Raw genomic sequence first — 14,118 nt, 5'->3', positions numbered from 1 at the left:
ACACTTCCTGCAGGTCGCGCCGAATACCGATTGGAGACAGAGCATGAACAAGAGAGCGAAGGGAGAAAGCGCCGCACCGGTTCGCATTGAAACTGCGTATCTGCTGGAGCTGTCCGTCGGAGCATCGCATGTTTCAAGCATGCTATCTCCCGAGTCGCGGCACGCGTGTATCGAGGAGATGAGGGCCAATTTTCTGGCAAGACATGGGAGCGCACATTTAGAACATTTTCTATTGGCATTGGCGAAAAGACTTGATGAACGCTCAAACGCTGAGGGCGCGGCTGCGGTTCGGCATTACGCAACCCATGGAGTAGCTCCGCAACCTGCAAACGCTTCTGCGCTCACTTTTGCACGTAAAAAGAGAACTGGGTGATAACTGTCGCCATGCTAGTCGCGGCCGCCGAAGATTCGCCTGACTGCCCTCTGCTTCTCCGGTGAACGGTCAGATAGCTTTTCGCCTTCTGGTTGTGCCGGCTCGCGTGCTCTCGTTGCTTCCGTTTGTGGTCAGGCTGTCTCCATTTAGTGTCTCGCAATTCCTACCTCGAACGCCACCCAAGGAGACCTGCCGGGCTAGGTGTCGGTCGCGACACCCAGCCACGGCTTTTGCAGATTCCGGGTATCGACACACGTGCTCGTGCCTGTCGGCGATTACCGCGGGTTACCCTGGTCCTCGTCGACCTCCTCGCCGTCCTCTGACTCAATGCGGGTCGTCCCGCCTGTCGCGGGCGGGTCACTGGCCGGGAAGGTGTCTTCAACCGCCTTGTCGATATCCTCTTCGGACTTGTCACTTGAGGGGTTCTGCTGCTTGGGATTGGTAGCCATGCTTGTCTCCGGCGGGGTTTGATGATTTGATTCGAGCAAAGGCTATTCCGCGAGCCGGGGGCGCCCATTTTGTTCGCCATGGGGTCGTGAACACCCGTTCTCGGCGCTACCCGGTCCTCTGCACGTATTGCCCGTTTCACAGGCCTGAATGACGCCCGGGTGGGCTTAGTCGTTGTGTTTCTTAGTGCTCGCTCGGCCTGATGCTCGGGTCGTTTTCGAGCACTTCGTGGGCGGCCGACCAGTACGGGTCCCGGTTGTAGTAGGTATGCATCGACGTTCCCCACTTTGCGTCCGCCATGACGGGCCAGTGGTCCTTGTCAAAACCGGGGTCGTCCTTGAGGCGCTGGGCGGTAATGTCGACCAGGAAGCATTTTTCGTCCGTGTCGAGCGTCAGTGCACTCCATGGGATGGCGTGCAGATTGGCCCCCATTCCGAGGAATCCTCCCTCCGCCAGCACTGCGTAGGCAATGCGTCCGCTTCGGACGTCCAGCATGATGTCTGAAATTTTCCCCACATGTTCGCCGTCGGCAGACATCACCTTGGTTCCGTCCAGGGTTGCTGCGCCCATGATGTCCGGCCCCGGGCCTTCGCCGATGCCACCGCCTACAATATTGGCCCCGCCTTGGGTGCCACCTTGCGGGTTGATTGAGCCCATGATTCACCTCCTTGAAATGGTGCTTCTGGAACGCGCAAGCGGCATTCCAGGTTGGGGCGGATGAGCAAGGGGGCGACCGGTGCGACTCTGCAATGGCTATGTGCATCACCATGGTTCGCCTCAGTCGCTCGGTCAGCCGCACCAGCAATCACGGCGTCAGAAAACTGGCGGTCGCGAATCAAATCACGATTCCTGGCTGCGGCAGACCTTCCGGTTGGGTGAAAAGCGCCAGTGGCCGGCCGCGTCCTTTACTGCAAGTGCGCCGTAGTCATAAAGCACCTCGCAAACGGCGGCAGGTCTCAGGCCAGTCGTGTCCTCAATCACTAGAAGCGTACGCGAGATTGTGTCGACGCTCACGGGAGCAGCAGTGTCGGCGCTGAGGTCCAAATCTGCCGTCTCCGGGTTGTATCGGTTCGCGCCTGCGCCGGGACGCTCTCCATGCGCGGCATACTCCGCGAACTCGTGGAGACGCCAGTCCAGCTCTGGAGTGTTGACAGAGACAGGCGTCGCCGGGGTGCGTTTTCCGCTCCGGTATAAATGTCCATGGTCCAGGCTTAACCCGAATGCCCGCAGCGCGCGAAGCGCCTCATCGCCGTCATGATATGAGCCGAACAGCGCAACGATGACTTGTGGCATGCGTTTCCTCCATAGGTCATCAGCTGATACGCACTCAAGTGTGCAAGGGCTATACCTGGCCAGACGACCGCGCTAGCAGCGTGACTTCCAGTCCATATACCGTCTTCGCTCATGCCCGTGACACTGGTGCGCCCCGCGACGCCATTCCGGTCTTCAAGGTATTGCCTGAGTCCCAGCGCCAAGTAACCCGCGTGGCATATTCGTTGCGCCGATGAAGCTTTCCACCTGACAATCCGGAGAACGTCATGAGCACATTCGACCCACAAGGGAGCCCACCTGGCAGCGGGGCGCAAATTGTCGGCAGCGGTACCGGTGACGGACCCGGTCCCGACGTGATGGCTGCAGCGACACTTAAGGGGACGACCGTTATTTCGTCAGATGGCGCGGATGTCGGCAAGATTTCCGACATCATGCTCGACGTGCGAAGCGGCAGGATTGCATACGCGGTGCTCTCCGAGGGCGGATTTCTCGGGATGGGCACAAGTCTGCACGCGATTCCGTGGAACGCATTGACGCTCGATACCGACGCGGAGTGCTTTCACGTCAGCATCGCCGCACAGCGAATCAAGGACGACCCCGGTTTTGACAAGGACCATTGGCCTTCAATGGCGGACGCCTCGTGGGGTACCACCGTGCATCAGTACTACAACCGCGACCCTTACTGGTCGGATGTGAGGAACGTGGAGGACTCAGGGTCGGGCAACTTTTGACGTGTCGCGCTCGCAGGCGCGCCCGCGACCCTTAAGGGGCTCGAGACCGAATGCGCGGATCACTGTCCGGCCTGGGTGTGCTACCAACAACCGGGGGAATGCGGGCACCAAGCCGCCGGGGAACAGAAAGGCGGCCCTCATCGCTAAGCCCCGCGCCCGACGGACATAAAGATGCTGCAGAACCAGCTTTATAGGCGGCACAGGTGTTTAGTGAGCGATAGCGACGCACGCGTTGACCTTAATAGGTGGTGCCTCGTCGTTGAACGGCGACGATATGCAAAAGGAAGTGGTGAATGTCGCGCTTGCCGTTGCGAACGCCGTTACTGCCATCAGGGCGGGCAAGCTCGAGGAACCTGATGCGAAACTCAAAACGCCTCGGGCGAAATGACCGCGCTCAGTTAGACTTCAAGCAGTGAATGAAATAGCTGCGGAGCCATGAGCACGGGCGACAACTCTGGCGCTCTGTCATCGGTCAGTAGTTGGCTTCCGGATAATGCTGATTTCACCATTACGCTCGAGAATTGCTGCTTGCACTTTATCGAGTGCCTCAGTGCCGAGTTCTTTTCGCACCGTTTCGAGAATGTCAGTTCGCGAGACCAGTGCGGCCAGCATTTGTTGCTTATCGAAACTTCCATCGCGGAATAGCTGGCGCTCGATACCTCCTACGAGCACCTCAATCGTGTGCGACCGAACGCACACCCACCCCAACGCTCGATGCATGAGTACGATGACCAGCGATGCAACGAACGTTGGAAGCACAGGCGATGCGCCAACTATTGCGCGACTCATCGTTGCCCCAAGCAGGATAGCAACAACATAGTCGAAAGGTGAGCGTTGTCCAAATGAGCGGCGCCCGGAAATTCGAATGAAAATAAGCGCGACAAGGAAAATTGCCGCAGCGCGTGCCCCCATCTGAAGAGAAGAGAGGTTCTTTCCTTCTCCGAACAGCTCGATAAGTCCATTCACGGTCGCCTTCCTGTTTTTTTCGTAAGCTTAGCGAAGGTATGTTCGAGCCACAGACTCGAACGAATCCTCTTTGAACCTGTGCTAATGCACGCTATCCGCGGCCCTTAGCCTGGCACGCTGCCTACGAATCCCGGTAGTCCCGCTGCCGCTTTGCTCTTTGCGAGCTTAACCGCCCGTCGCTGTATGGACAAAAAATCGTCTTCAGTTTCTGGATTCGGTAGGCACGTACGGAAGAAGTCAGCCCATCTGAATTCTTCGAGCGGGACGGTAGTTTTTTCGTAGCCACCAGCGTCACGGACCGATGCCGCGAGGCTGCGAAATACATCGTCTTCCAGCTCCCATACATGCTCGGGCATATCCGCAAAACTCTTCCGCTGCCCTGTGGCGTTATATGGATACGTCCAGCGATTGTTGTCCATCGACAGCCAGAAGTCCTGATACGACAGCTGCGATAAATCGGCCACTAGCACCACGGGCACCGCTTTTATTCCCGCGCGCCGCAAAGCAGTTGCCACGTGGTGATGGTCAATTGCGAACGGTACGCCGCCCGGCCCAAGCACAAGCGGCACCGGTTTCTCAGCGATGGCCATTTTCAGGTCCCGACCGGACAGCGACTCATAAAACTGCGTCTTTTGGACTATCTCGCGAAGACCGTGGGTCAGTTGCGTTGGACGAATGTCTTTGATGGCCACCGTTTTCATTTTGCCTCCCCTGCGAGCAACCGTGATGTCGTGCTGTCAAGACTGCGGCGTTGCTATTTCGCCTTACATCTCCTACAGGTTGACGCCGCTGCAGGTTTCACCTTCCGCTAGCGCTCGTCCTCTGCTCAATCCTGCCTGGTGCCGAGTCGACGCGCCGGGTGTCAACTCCAACCATCTTCAACGTAGCGTCAATCATCTTCAGCTCTTGGCCAAAGTCAAGCGGCCATTCCTCGCCGTCACACCTCACGGTCATACCGTTGTGCATCGAAATCAGCAAACGCGCCTTGTACAGCGCGTCGACAAGCTTCGTTTCCCGTTCAGCCTCTCTGACCCATTCGTCCGCTCTCATCATGAAGTCTCCTCTGGATGAAGCACTCGGTCCACATCTGCGGCCAGGCGAACGCAATTCCGGCATTCGAAGTTCTGCGTTCGGTGCGCGCATGCGCATGGCTTAGCCCAAATTAAAAAGTGTCGGTTCATGGATGTGGATTTCCGTGTGCGATACTGTATAAATATACAGGTATTTTGGCAGCCTATGTCCACTGCTGCCGGCCTTGCTGAGGAGATACATCCGTCCATATGGCGGCCGTCGCAACTAGCGCGGAGTCGCGGAAGGGTCGTGGAGACTGGGTATCCCGCGTTATCGGCGGAGTTGACCGGTGGCGGCAGGCCTGTCGGAACTCAGGTTGACCTGCCGGTCCAGCAATCCGGTGTAGCCAAACTCCGGCTACTGCGTCCGGCGCTCAGCGCCGCGAGACATCGGCCGAATCGCATTCGTGCAACCGTCGCATACACGTGACAGACTCGGGTTGAGCTGTACGGCAATGGGCTTGCGTTCAGCCGCAACTACGCAAACGTGCTCAACATCGTGTATTTGACCAGTTCCGCGGCCATGAAGGGCGGCTTCTTTCCGAACGGCGTGAATGGCACGCTCAATATGAGCGCTTCCGAGCAGCGGCGTGAGCGAACGGCGGCTGCACGCCGCCAGGTGTTGACGTCACCTTTGTATTCGATCAGTCGCTCGCCAGCGGCGAGCGACTGCAATGCGAACTGCCCCTTGTGGTGCACCGGCGAGCGCCGTGCCGAGATGCGTAGCAGTTACATTGCGTTGTCCTTCATTCCATAACCTGAGTTTGTTGATGTATGTCCGATCAGCGGCGAAGCATATCGCCGCCGCGCCTATTCAATGAGCTAATAAGAGGATTGCGCGCATCTAACGGTCAGACGCGCAAACCACTCTCATTCGATGGACCCATAAGCCAGCTTGCAGAAGCGTGGCGCAATTCCTCATCATCTGTTCACGGTCGCGCGAAATCGTCAGCTGTCAGTTCGAGGTGCGCGGTTGGATGCGCAAGGGCCTTGCGCTCGGCGATCGCCCGGATGCGCCCACAGCCGTTCCGGAAAGCCTTGAGGATACGGACGTCGTCGGCGTTTGGTTCGAGCCAGAAGTAGTCCTGCAGTGCCTTGACCGCGATCACACATTCGACGATGCCATGCGGTCGTGCAAGGCAGAAGGACACGCCGCGGCGGCCGTCAAGTACCTGGGGTTCGAGTTCAAGAATTTCCATGACAAGTGAGCGGACAGTCCGGAGCCAAGCGCAAATGATTGTTGCATAGCCGATGCATCCTGAATACTGGGATCATGCCGAACTCTGTCCGATCGCAGGGCTGTAGCGACTCACTGGCATCCGGAAGCGGCCAGGCAGTTCTCGCATGACATTGATTGCGTTAACCGGATGAGCGCAACGGCGCGATAAGGAGAGAAAGCGCTCTGCCGAATTCAATTCCGATCTCTCGAAGCCGGTCAACTATGAGCTGCTGCATAACATACTGGCTGGACCAGCATCGCGGTCGCCCAACTACCGCGCGATTTGTGCCCCCTCTCTATTGTTTCATCCTGCCGGTCGCGTCGGTCCCCGACGCGCCCTCCGGTGACATTCCCTTTTCGCGTTGTTGCATCAAGGTTCCGCTAGCCGGCTTGCTGCTGCCGGCAGCTGCGGCTCGATCCATGCTGTGGCTGCCGGTGCCGGGCTGCGCATCCTGCTGGCCCTGCACTGTGGGCATGGCGCTGCTGCTGTTTGCCTGCGCGAACGCGCAGGTGCTGGCAACCAGCGAAACCACGCTCAACATCGTCGCTACCCGCTTCATGATCGTCTCCGGTCCGGTGGCGCTCGCCGACGCCGCATCTATGGCGCAGCACGCGTCATACCCGAGCTCTGCCTACAACTTCAGTGCCTCCGCTGGCACGCGGAACGCGGTGTGCTCACGTGCTCGGCGGACGTATTGCTACTGAGAATGCGGGTGCGTTTCCCGGCTCGCGGCTTTCACCATTAGGTCCAAAATTGGGCCTGACTCCGTCAATCGAAACTGCTACGGGCAGCACGCGTGCCTGACGAGATTCGGGGCGGTGCCCGCTCGGGCTCGAAGGATGCTGCGTTTGCGTCATGCGCGTCGCGCGATCGCGCGTCGCGTCCGTCCATTCGTGCGTTGGAGATTCTCATGACCGACACGGAATATCCCGCGCCACCCTTTCCCAATCAGCAGCAGCACCAGACGCCCGGGCAAACCGCACCGATGAAGCCACAACCGGATCATGGCGAGCAGTCGTACAAGGGCTCAGGACGTCTTGCCGGCAAAGCCGCCGTCATTACCGGTGGCGACAGCGGAATTGGCCGTGCTGTCGCCATAGCGTTCGCACGCGAGGGCGCCGACGTGTTGATCGCCTACCTCAGCGAAGATGACGACGCGCGCGAAACGGCGCGCTGGGTGGAGGACGCGGGCCGCAAGGCGGTGCTGCTGCGTGGCGACATCACCAGCCCACCGCATTGCAAGGAGATCGTCGAGCGAGCAGTCGAGGCGTTCGGGCGGCTCGACGTACTGGTTAACAATGCGGCCTATCAGATGAGCTATCGGTCGCTCGAAGACATCAGCGATGAAGAATGGGACAAAACCTTCGATACCAACATCGGTGCGATGTTCAGGATCACACGGGCGGCAGTGAAATATATGAAGCCTGGCGCGTCGACCGTGAATACATCGTCGATCAATGCGGATCATCCCAATCCCGGCTTGATCGCCTACGCGACCACTAAAGGCGCGATCCAGAACTTCACCGGCGGACTCGCGCAGTTGCTGGCAGAGAAGGGCATACGGGCAAATTGCGTCGCGCCAGGGCCGATATGGACGCCGTTGATTCCGTCGACCATGCCGGCTGGGAAGGTGGAAAAATTTGGCGAGCAGGTGCCGATGAAGCGTCCGGGACAACCCGCCGAACTGGCTGCCGCCTACGTGATGCTGGCCTCCGACGAAGCCAGCTATATCTCGGGCGCGACGATTGCGGTGACGGGGGGCGCCCCGATTATCTAGATGAGTGAGGCGGTGACGGAGGTGTTGCCTACGCCACTGTCAACACCTCAGAGGCCGGTCAGCAGTTCTGTTCATCTGGTTCTGGTCCCCGCGTGGGACAAGCAGGCGTGGCAATCTTCACCGCGTGGTCCATCCGCGCCGATTCATAAATGGCCTCGACGATGCGCTGATCCTACAAGCCTTCTTCGCCGGGCGTACGCGGTGTTTGTCCGCGCACGACACACAGCGACATGTGATCGATTTCTCGCGCGAACTGATCGACCGGATCGATGCTGATCTACTGGCGAGCGATTTTCCTTGCCTTGTCCAGGTCGTGGCTGACGCGCCACGCCTTCGAGAATTTCGACGCGGGCAGCGTGGGCAGGATCTGGTTCAACGAAAGACGGCCGAGACCGACGATGGCGTGGCCGACGCGCTGATCAGATTCGGCATTGGGGTCCGGCGTATTTTCGGCCTGCTCGGTATCCGGTCCCGGATCAAGGACAGCTTGACGCCGTTGGATGTGGCGGGTGTAAGGGAACCGCCTCTCGACCGCGCGCAATGCGAATGGCAACTTGTTCCGGTAGCGGCCGTTCGGCTAGGAACGCCAAAGGAAAGAATTCCGATTCGTTTGCTTGACTTGACTTCGATTTCCGCCACCACCCACAACGGGTTCGAACGCTCGCAAATATGGCCAATATCAGCGGGGAATTGGCGGCTCAAAGGGACCTTGAACGACTACTTTCTTCCGGTTTATACCTAAGCTTTAAAGTCGCAGTCTCGCAGGGAGTGAGTCGTGACGCAACCAAACTGGGCGGAAGTGGTGTCCGCAATCGCGAACGGCTTCCAGGCGTTGGGAATCATAGGAGCGTTTGTTTCAGCCTTTTGGGTTTATCGGCAGCGTCACGAGAGTCGAAAATTTCAAGAAGGACAACTAATCAATCTGCTTGAAGAGGGATTTCTCAACTTTACCGGTGTTTTTGCAAAGCTATTACCCGGTGGAGAACTGTTTTCCTTAAGTACCGTCGAGTCGTCACCACTCTTAGATGCGGAGATTCTTCTGTGTCTGTGTTTTTTTGAAAAGGTTGGGCTTTTGGTCGATTGTAAAATGCTGTCTGCAGCCGCTGCCAACGAGATGTTTCGATTTCGCTTCTTTGCCTTGATTACCAACTCCTACGTTCTCCGGCTTCTTGAGAATTCGACCTACAAGGGTTATCTCGGTTCGATCCGGAAATTAGAACGCGAGTTGTTGAAGCAAAACCCCACGCGCGAAATGCCCTTTGGCCTGCCTTCCGGGCGTCGCCTCTGAACGCCGCGCTCTTTGAACGTCTGCCCGCACAGCGGGATTTCGGACCGAACAGAGATTCGAATGTCTTCCTGATGAGGCATACTAACGTCTCGGATTACCGGAGGGGATAGCGCGTCACCTCGTCACCGCCCATAGAATGACCGATGTGCACCGCATCCGTGAGATCAAGCAGCTTGAATCGTTCGGCGATGTCGGCGGCGTAGGTGCCGATGTTATGGATACACACTTTCGTTGTATCGTGTCCCAGTCTGCAAGCAGGGGTAGGGGATCTTATCCATTTGAATGCCAGCGCCCGAACGGCGGCCGTATGAACTGCCCTCACGCTCCTGATCGGTGATCGCGGGCGGGCGTGCGCACCCCAAAGCGCGCCGACGGTCGATCCGTGCGAGGCACGTGCATGCGCGCTACTGAGAGCGCGGCAGGCGCACAGCGAATACCGTTTCTGTCTCGTCGGACCGCGCCTCGATCTCGCCCCCATGGGCCTTGGCGATCTCGCGCGCGATATACAGTCCGAGCCCCAGACTGCCGTCAGCGTTATATGAGCGTTCCTGATTGAAGCCACGCTGAAGCGGGTCAAAGATCCGATCCAGCGTGATTTTCTCAATGGCGGGCCCGTAGTTTCTGACCTCGAAACGAACATCCCGCGCGTCGCCCGTCACCACCACCCGCACCGCCGCGTCGGGTGCTCCATACTTGATTGCATTCAAAACCAGATTGCCGAGCAACTGCTGCAGACGACGGCCGTCCCAAACACCCCGACAGTCACCTTCCACGTCCAGATAGACCCGACGGTCCGGATGCGCTGCCCGCAACTGGTCGAGTTCGTCGGCAAGCAGTTTGTCCAGGTCGGCATCGGTCGGCGCGATATTGATCCCCATACCCAGCCGGGTTCGATTGAAATCAAGCATATCGCCCAGAAGGGCCTGCATGCGAGCGCCGCTTCTGATCAAACGGGATGCGGCTCCGGATACCTGCTCCCCGGCGTTCAGCGCTGCAAGATATTGGGCCGTCATCAGGATGGTCTGGAGCGGGCTGCGCATATCGTGCCCGAGCATGCCAAGAAAAAGATTCCGAGCCTGGTCGACCTGCGCGCTGAAATGACCGACCGATTCCGCAAGTGCCTGGTCGATGGCCTCGTTGAACCGGATGACATCATCCGGATGTGGGGCTTCGGGCTGACAGTCGTCCATCCAGAGGCGCAGAACGCTCGCTCGCAGCGCACGGTACTCCGCAGCCAACTGGTTGATGTCGAACCCGCCACGCGCCCGCAAAAGCGCGTGCGTCTGCGCGGCTGTCGCTGGAGTTCCGACCCGTACGGGGGCACGGCCCATTGACTTTTCGATTTGCGCGTCCCTGGTTTGGGTCGTCGACAGATCCTTCGCTACGGCTTGGAGAATCTGTTGCGCATGGTCTCGCAGCGCCAGCGATTGCATGTTTGCGGCTGCCGGCAACAGGGTGGCGGCAAACGCCTCCCATTGCGCCACAATCGTTTCCATGTCGCGGAGGATGAAGTCAGCCAATCGCATGTTCGCCCTCGAAGAAGGGAAAAAATCCGTATGGAGTATTCGCTGAATTTATATTAGCTGAAACTATCCGCCTTGATTCTATCGGGTCCCTAAATTGCGCGACATTAGGGGCAACCTAGAGGAATCTATGTCCACTGCGAAAGCGGAGCGCTTACTCATCGCGGACGACGACGCGGATCTGGTCGAAGCCTACGTGTTGTTCTTCGAAGCCTACGGCTACACCGTCCAGACGGCGGTGGATGGTGCAGGCGCGCTTGCCGCGTACTATGCCTGGCGACCTGACGTGGTGATACTCGATATCCAGATGCCCCGCGTGGACGGACACGCGGTGGCGAGAGAAATCCGGCGCATGGGTTACATCCCCCGCCCGTTTCTGCTGGCGGTGACCGCACTGCGTGCGCCCGCAGAAAAGGCCGAATCGTTCAAGGCCGGTTTCGATCATCATTTTGTAAAGCCGGCCCGATTGCCGGTCATTCTGGCCGCAATCGCGTCCCGTCCAACCATTTGAGACCGGGCGTCCTATGAAAAAGAAATCGGCAGCGGCGTTGAGGGGCTGCTTGCGTGGCGCGTTCGACCACGCATACAGGGCCGATCCACGCATTCTGTAAGTGCCAGCGTCGGTCGGTATAAGTGGCCGTTGTTACCGGGCAATGTTCTTGCGCGCAATCGTACGAAAACCTGGGTCCACTGACGGCACGTTGCACCCCAGGGAGGGATCCATTGAAAACAGAACAGGAGAGCTGGAATGGCGAAGAAAGCGATCTCCGGCGCCGCGATGGCGCTGGGCCGTGTGACATACATGTTGGAACTGGTAAGGGGTAGCTCACATATCGCCAGTACGCGCAAACCGGAGACGTTGAACCATGCTATCGCAGAGGTGCTTGAGCAGTTCCGACAGTTGCATGGCGTGCTAGGGTTGGGCGTTTTCCGGGAGCTCCTCGCGCAGGACGTCGAGCGACGGGGGAATCAGGGTGCGGCGTCCGCTATACGCGGTTTTCGACCCGAGGGAGTGGACGAAGACAGCCGCGATTCCGTATCGAAATCAGCCTGAAAAGGTTCTGCTTCGCTCCGGGTGGACAACGCCATCTAAGAGGGACCTAGCAATCAAGGCCAAATGAGAAGCGACGGCTTCGCCGGGCCCGACAAACGGGCAAATGGCGATCGTCCGAAACGGTCCCGACGAGCAGGATCAAGGGAGCATAACGGGAGCCATAGCGAGCTCACTGCGAGACCGACTTGTTGAATGTACGCGCAATAGTCAGAGCATCGTTGCCACGGATGCAGAGTGATCATCGCGCCGTCACTACCGGTCTTCATAAGCGCGCACCAACGTCCGCCTGTCTGTCGCAATGGTCGTACGATGGATGGGGCGCGCGGTCGCAAAGGCATGTCGCATCGTAGGCGAGGACGCTGGCGCGGGTGGTGATCGCGGCTGTCACCATCGAACAAGACGCGTCCCGCGTGCGACGTCAGTCTTAAACAAATCGTTGATCGTGCGCGCGGTTCCGGAAGCCAGAATGAATGCTGTATGACGAGTCGCTCTCGCGTCAGGAAGTCTCTGGGCAGGCGAATCGCCGGCGCTGTCGCGCAAGAGTCTCGCGATAGATCCCTGGGACGGCCGCCAGTTCCGTCGGCGAGCCGTCCTGAACGACACGCCCTCGATTGATCACGACGATGCGATCGAAGGTCTGGAGGGTGGAGAGGCGGTGGGCGATGGCGATGACAGTGCGGTTCTGCATCAACCGCTCAAGGGCTGATTGGATCGCGAGTTCTGAAACCGTGTCGAGCGCTGAGGTGGCTTCGTCGAGCAGAAGGATAGGCGAGTCCTTGAGAAGAGCGCGAGCGATGGCGATTCTCTGGCGTTGACCGCCCGACAACCTTGCGCCGCGGTCACCGGCAACGGTGTCGAGGCCCCCGGGCATGGCGGCGAGGAAGTCCACGCAGTTTGCGTCCTCGCACGAGCGGCGAACATCGGCTTCCGACGCGTCGGGGACACCATAGCGAATGTTATCCAGCAGGGATCGATGAAACAGGGAAGCGTCCTGCGGCACGATTGAAATTGCCGCTTGCAGGCTATGCAGCGTCGCACGCGAGATGTCCTGCCCCGAAATCCGCACGCTGCCTGTCTGCGGTTCGTAAAAGTGCTGGATCAAAGCGAAGATGGTCGATTTGCCGGCGCCGGAAGGACCGATCAGACCCACCCGTTCGCCAGCGCGAATGTGCAGGTTAAATTCGCTGAGCACGGGCCGTCGGCCGGCATAAGCGAAGGACACGTTGTCAAAGTCCACGGTAGCCCGTTCGATCTGCAGAGGCTGCGTATCTCCGCGCTCTGCCATCTCATGCGGGACAAGCAGAGTCTGCGTCGCCTCGCCCAGACGCGCAATATGCTGCGTGAGGTCGACAAGCGCTACGGCCAGATCCCGGGTGCCGTGGAGGATTGCAAAACCGAGCGAGCTAACGAGCACGACCTCACCGGTGGTTGCACGTCCCTCGTTCCACAGCCACAGTGTCCACCCCAAAAGTCCTGCGGAGAAGAGCGCGGTGGTAGCGGAGTGCAGCAGCCGCAGCTTTTCGAGGTACAGCAGGCTTTGCGTGCGGGCCGCATTCTCTGCGTGCAGGCGTGCGTCGAGCCTTTGATACTCCAGCGGCGCCGCGGAAAAGGCGCGCACGAGACCCATGTTGCCGATCACGTCCACGAGCTCGCCATCCACCGATGCCGCACGCGCGGCGAATGCCTGGTGGCGCGCCGTTCCCTTGTTCGCAAGCCGGAAGAGCCACAACGCGAGTCCGACGGAGACTGTAACAAGCGCGAGGCTCATCGGCACGCTGACAACGGCGACCATGGCGATGGCCCCCGCCACGGTCAGACACGGCGGCAGTGCGGTCCACGCGACTGTGTTCTCCACGGTATAGACGGCGTTCGCCATGGCCGACACCCGGCTGGACAGCACACCAGGCTGCTTGTCCGCGAAGAATACCGGAGCGTGCGCCGACAGATAGGCGAACATCTCGTTGCGGATATCGCCCGTTACTCCGACGAATGCGCGCGCGGCGATCCAGCCTCCGATTCGCCAGAACAGGTTGTCAGCCAGAATCAGTATGACCAGAATCGTGAAAGCGCGAATCACGGTCTGCGGATGCGCACGTCCGGCAGGCAGTGCATCGATAAGGTTCTTGATGCCGTATTGCGATCCCAGCGCGCACCCCACGGCGATCAGGACGCTCGAAAGCACTACGACATGCGCGAACCTGCGACGGCCAACATACCGCCAGAGCAGGCGGATCGGCCTGCCCGCGTATCTCGAGATTTCACGTGAGCGCCGACGACGGCGCACACGTCCAGCGCGGCTATGGTCAGCATCGTCTGCGAGTTGCATTGCTTGGCTCCGTGGAAGCGACGGAGCGATAACCTGGTGGCGGACGACAGCTGCAATCGGCTGCCACGAAC

Annotated in this window: 18 protein-coding genes and 1 pseudogene; 8 read left to right on the top strand and 11 right to left on the bottom strand. The window is 59.2% G+C overall.

Annotated features, from left to right (window positions below; genetic code table 11):
• Nucleotides 1-43 precede the first annotated feature (43 nt).
• Nucleotides 44-373 carry a hypothetical protein gene (locus L0U84_RS10360; RefSeq protein ID WP_233849670.1) on the top strand — a complete coding sequence of 110 codons (330 nt, stop codon included), beginning with the start codon at nt 44-46 and terminating at the stop codon, nt 371-373.
• Between the two features lie 275 nt (nt 374-648).
• On the opposite strand, the gene L0U84_RS10355 is transcribed toward L0U84_RS10360, so the two are convergent.
• The 3 genes from L0U84_RS10355 to L0U84_RS10345 all read right to left on the bottom strand — a co-directional run bounded on the left by L0U84_RS10355 (nt 649) and on the right by L0U84_RS10345 (nt 2,113).
• The gene (locus L0U84_RS10355) at nt 649-822 is read right to left on the bottom strand and encodes a hypothetical protein (protein ID WP_233849669.1); all 174 of its coding nucleotides are present in this window, start codon (nt 820-822) and stop codon (nt 649-651) included.
• Between the two features lie 181 nt (nt 823-1,003).
• Nucleotides 1,004-1,477, bottom strand: coding sequence for a PRC-barrel domain-containing protein (locus L0U84_RS10350; protein WP_233849645.1), 474 nt, complete (start codon nt 1,475-1,477; stop codon nt 1,004-1,006).
• A 183-nt stretch (nt 1,478-1,660) separates the two neighbouring features.
• Nucleotides 1,661-2,113 (bottom strand): hypothetical protein, encoded by a 453-nt coding sequence (locus tag L0U84_RS10345; protein ID WP_233849644.1) that lies wholly within the window; start codon nt 2,111-2,113, stop codon nt 1,661-1,663.
• 245 nt (nt 2,114-2,358) lie between these two features.
• Here L0U84_RS10345 and L0U84_RS10340 point away from each other — a divergent pair, with 245 nt between their 5' ends.
• Both L0U84_RS10340 and L0U84_RS43800 read left to right on the top strand, forming a co-directional pair.
• Nucleotides 2,359-2,823 carry a PRC-barrel domain-containing protein gene (locus L0U84_RS10340; protein ID WP_233849668.1) on the top strand — a complete coding sequence of 155 codons (465 nt, stop codon included), beginning with the start codon at nt 2,359-2,361 and terminating at the stop codon, nt 2,821-2,823.
• A gap of 259 nt (nt 2,824-3,082) precedes the next feature.
• The gene (locus tag L0U84_RS43800; protein ID WP_267939542.1) at nt 3,083-3,211 is read left to right on the top strand and encodes a hypothetical protein; all 129 of its coding nucleotides are present in this window, start codon (nt 3,083-3,085) and stop codon (nt 3,209-3,211) included.
• A gap of 77 nt (nt 3,212-3,288) precedes the next feature.
• On the opposite strand, the gene L0U84_RS10335 is transcribed toward L0U84_RS43800, so the two are convergent.
• From L0U84_RS10335 to L0U84_RS10310, 6 genes and pseudogenes are all read right to left on the bottom strand, one after another.
• Nucleotides 3,289-3,789, bottom strand: a complete 501-nt coding sequence (locus L0U84_RS10335; protein ID WP_233849667.1) for a DUF421 domain-containing protein — start codon at nt 3,787-3,789, stop codon at nt 3,289-3,291.
• A gap of 104 nt (nt 3,790-3,893) precedes the next feature.
• Nucleotides 3,894-4,490 (bottom strand): ParB/Srx family N-terminal domain-containing protein, encoded by a 597-nt coding sequence (locus L0U84_RS10330; protein ID WP_233849666.1) that lies wholly within the window; start codon nt 4,488-4,490, stop codon nt 3,894-3,896.
• 97 nt (nt 4,491-4,587) lie between these two features.
• Nucleotides 4,588-4,842, bottom strand: coding sequence for a hypothetical protein (locus L0U84_RS10325; protein WP_233849664.1), 255 nt, complete (start codon nt 4,840-4,842; stop codon nt 4,588-4,590).
• 617 nt (nt 4,843-5,459) lie between these two features.
• A pseudogene (locus L0U84_RS44210) lies at nt 5,460-5,588 on the bottom strand (SET domain-containing protein-lysine N-methyltransferase); the annotation flags it as partial.
• Between the two features lie 200 nt (nt 5,589-5,788).
• Complete coding sequence (locus L0U84_RS10315; RefSeq protein WP_233849661.1) at nt 5,789-6,058, bottom strand: DUF1488 family protein; 270 nt, start codon at nt 6,056-6,058, stop codon at nt 5,789-5,791.
• Nucleotides 6,059-6,374: 316 nt separating this feature from the next.
• Nucleotides 6,375-6,638, bottom strand: a complete 264-nt coding sequence (locus tag L0U84_RS10310) for a hypothetical protein (RefSeq protein WP_233849660.1) — start codon at nt 6,636-6,638, stop codon at nt 6,375-6,377.
• Between the two features lie 351 nt (nt 6,639-6,989).
• On the opposite strand from L0U84_RS10310, the gene L0U84_RS10305 reads away from it, so the two are divergent.
• The 3 genes from L0U84_RS10305 to L0U84_RS10295 all read left to right on the top strand — a co-directional run bounded on the left by L0U84_RS10305 (nt 6,990) and on the right by L0U84_RS10295 (nt 9,144).
• Nucleotides 6,990-7,856 (top strand): glucose 1-dehydrogenase, encoded by an 867-nt coding sequence (locus L0U84_RS10305; protein WP_233849659.1) that lies wholly within the window; start codon nt 6,990-6,992, stop codon nt 7,854-7,856.
• Nucleotides 7,857-8,088: 232 nt separating this feature from the next.
• On the top strand, nt 8,089-8,598 hold the full coding sequence (locus L0U84_RS10300; RefSeq protein WP_233849658.1) for a hypothetical protein: 510 nt from the start codon (nt 8,089-8,091) through the stop codon (nt 8,596-8,598).
• 33 nt (nt 8,599-8,631) lie between these two features.
• Nucleotides 8,632-9,144, top strand: coding sequence for a hypothetical protein (locus tag L0U84_RS10295; RefSeq protein ID WP_233849657.1), 513 nt, complete (start codon nt 8,632-8,634; stop codon nt 9,142-9,144).
• 404 nt (nt 9,145-9,548) lie between these two features.
• Here L0U84_RS10295 and L0U84_RS10290 read toward each other — a convergent pair whose 3' ends face one another.
• A complete protein-coding gene (locus L0U84_RS10290; RefSeq protein ID WP_233849656.1) occupies nt 9,549-10,670 on the bottom strand; it encodes a sensor histidine kinase in 1,122 nt (373 codons plus the stop codon).
• Between the two features lie 127 nt (nt 10,671-10,797).
• Here L0U84_RS10290 and L0U84_RS10285 point away from each other — a divergent pair, with 127 nt between their 5' ends.
• Complete coding sequence (locus L0U84_RS10285; protein ID WP_233849655.1) at nt 10,798-11,178, top strand: response regulator; 381 nt, start codon at nt 10,798-10,800, stop codon at nt 11,176-11,178.
• Between the two features lie 237 nt (nt 11,179-11,415).
• Entirely contained in the window at nt 11,416-11,721 is a 306-nt protein-coding gene (locus L0U84_RS10280; protein ID WP_233849653.1) for a hypothetical protein, read from the top strand.
• Nucleotides 11,722-12,217: 496 nt separating this feature from the next.
• On the opposite strand, the gene L0U84_RS10275 is transcribed toward L0U84_RS10280, so the two are convergent.
• The gene (locus L0U84_RS10275; protein ID WP_233849651.1) at nt 12,218-14,047 is read right to left on the bottom strand and encodes an ABC transporter ATP-binding protein; all 1,830 of its coding nucleotides are present in this window, start codon (nt 14,045-14,047) and stop codon (nt 12,218-12,220) included.
• Nucleotides 14,048-14,118 lie beyond the last annotated feature (71 nt).

This window comes from Paraburkholderia sp. HD33-4 (assembly GCF_021390635.1).
Taxonomy (GTDB): domain Bacteria; phylum Pseudomonadota; class Gammaproteobacteria; order Burkholderiales; family Burkholderiaceae; genus Paraburkholderia.
Note: the sequence above shows the minus strand (reverse complement) of the source record. Positions and strands in the feature narration are given on the sequence as shown.

Bases quoted from the DNA above. Each gene is read 5' to 3' on its own strand.
- L0U84_RS10360 (WP_233849670.1), top strand. From the start codon at position 44: ATGAACAAGAGAGCGAAGGGAGAAAGCGCCGCACCGGTTCGCATTGAA.
- L0U84_RS10355 (WP_233849669.1), bottom strand. From the start codon at position 822: ATGGCTACCAATCCCAAGCAGCAGAACCCCTCAAGTGACAAGTCCGAA.
- L0U84_RS10350 (WP_233849645.1), bottom strand. From the start codon at position 1,477: ATGGGCTCAATCAACCCGCAAGGTGGCACCCAAGGCGGGGCCAATATT.
- L0U84_RS10345 (WP_233849644.1), bottom strand. From the start codon at position 2,113: ATGCCACAAGTCATCGTTGCGCTGTTCGGCTCATATCATGACGGCGAT.
- L0U84_RS10340 (WP_233849668.1), top strand. From the start codon at position 2,359: ATGAGCACATTCGACCCACAAGGGAGCCCACCTGGCAGCGGGGCGCAA.
- L0U84_RS10330 (WP_233849666.1), bottom strand. From the start codon at position 4,490: ATGAAAACGGTGGCCATCAAAGACATTCGTCCAACGCAACTGACCCAC.
- L0U84_RS10325 (WP_233849664.1), bottom strand. From the start codon at position 4,842: ATGATGAGAGCGGACGAATGGGTCAGAGAGGCTGAACGGGAAACGAAG.
- L0U84_RS10315 (WP_233849661.1), bottom strand. From the start codon at position 6,058: ATGGAAATTCTTGAACTCGAACCCCAGGTACTTGACGGCCGCCGCGGC.
- L0U84_RS10310 (WP_233849660.1), bottom strand. From the start codon at position 6,638: ATGAAGCGGGTAGCGACGATGTTGAGCGTGGTTTCGCTGGTTGCCAGC.
- L0U84_RS10305 (WP_233849659.1), top strand. From the start codon at position 6,990: ATGACCGACACGGAATATCCCGCGCCACCCTTTCCCAATCAGCAGCAG.
- L0U84_RS10290 (WP_233849656.1), bottom strand. From the start codon at position 10,670: ATGCGATTGGCTGACTTCATCCTCCGCGACATGGAAACGATTGTGGCG.
- L0U84_RS10285 (WP_233849655.1), top strand. From the start codon at position 10,798: ATGTCCACTGCGAAAGCGGAGCGCTTACTCATCGCGGACGACGACGCG.
- L0U84_RS10280 (WP_233849653.1), top strand. From the start codon at position 11,416: ATGGCGAAGAAAGCGATCTCCGGCGCCGCGATGGCGCTGGGCCGTGTG.
- L0U84_RS10275 (WP_233849651.1), bottom strand. From the start codon at position 14,047: ATGCAACTCGCAGACGATGCTGACCATAGCCGCGCTGGACGTGTGCGC.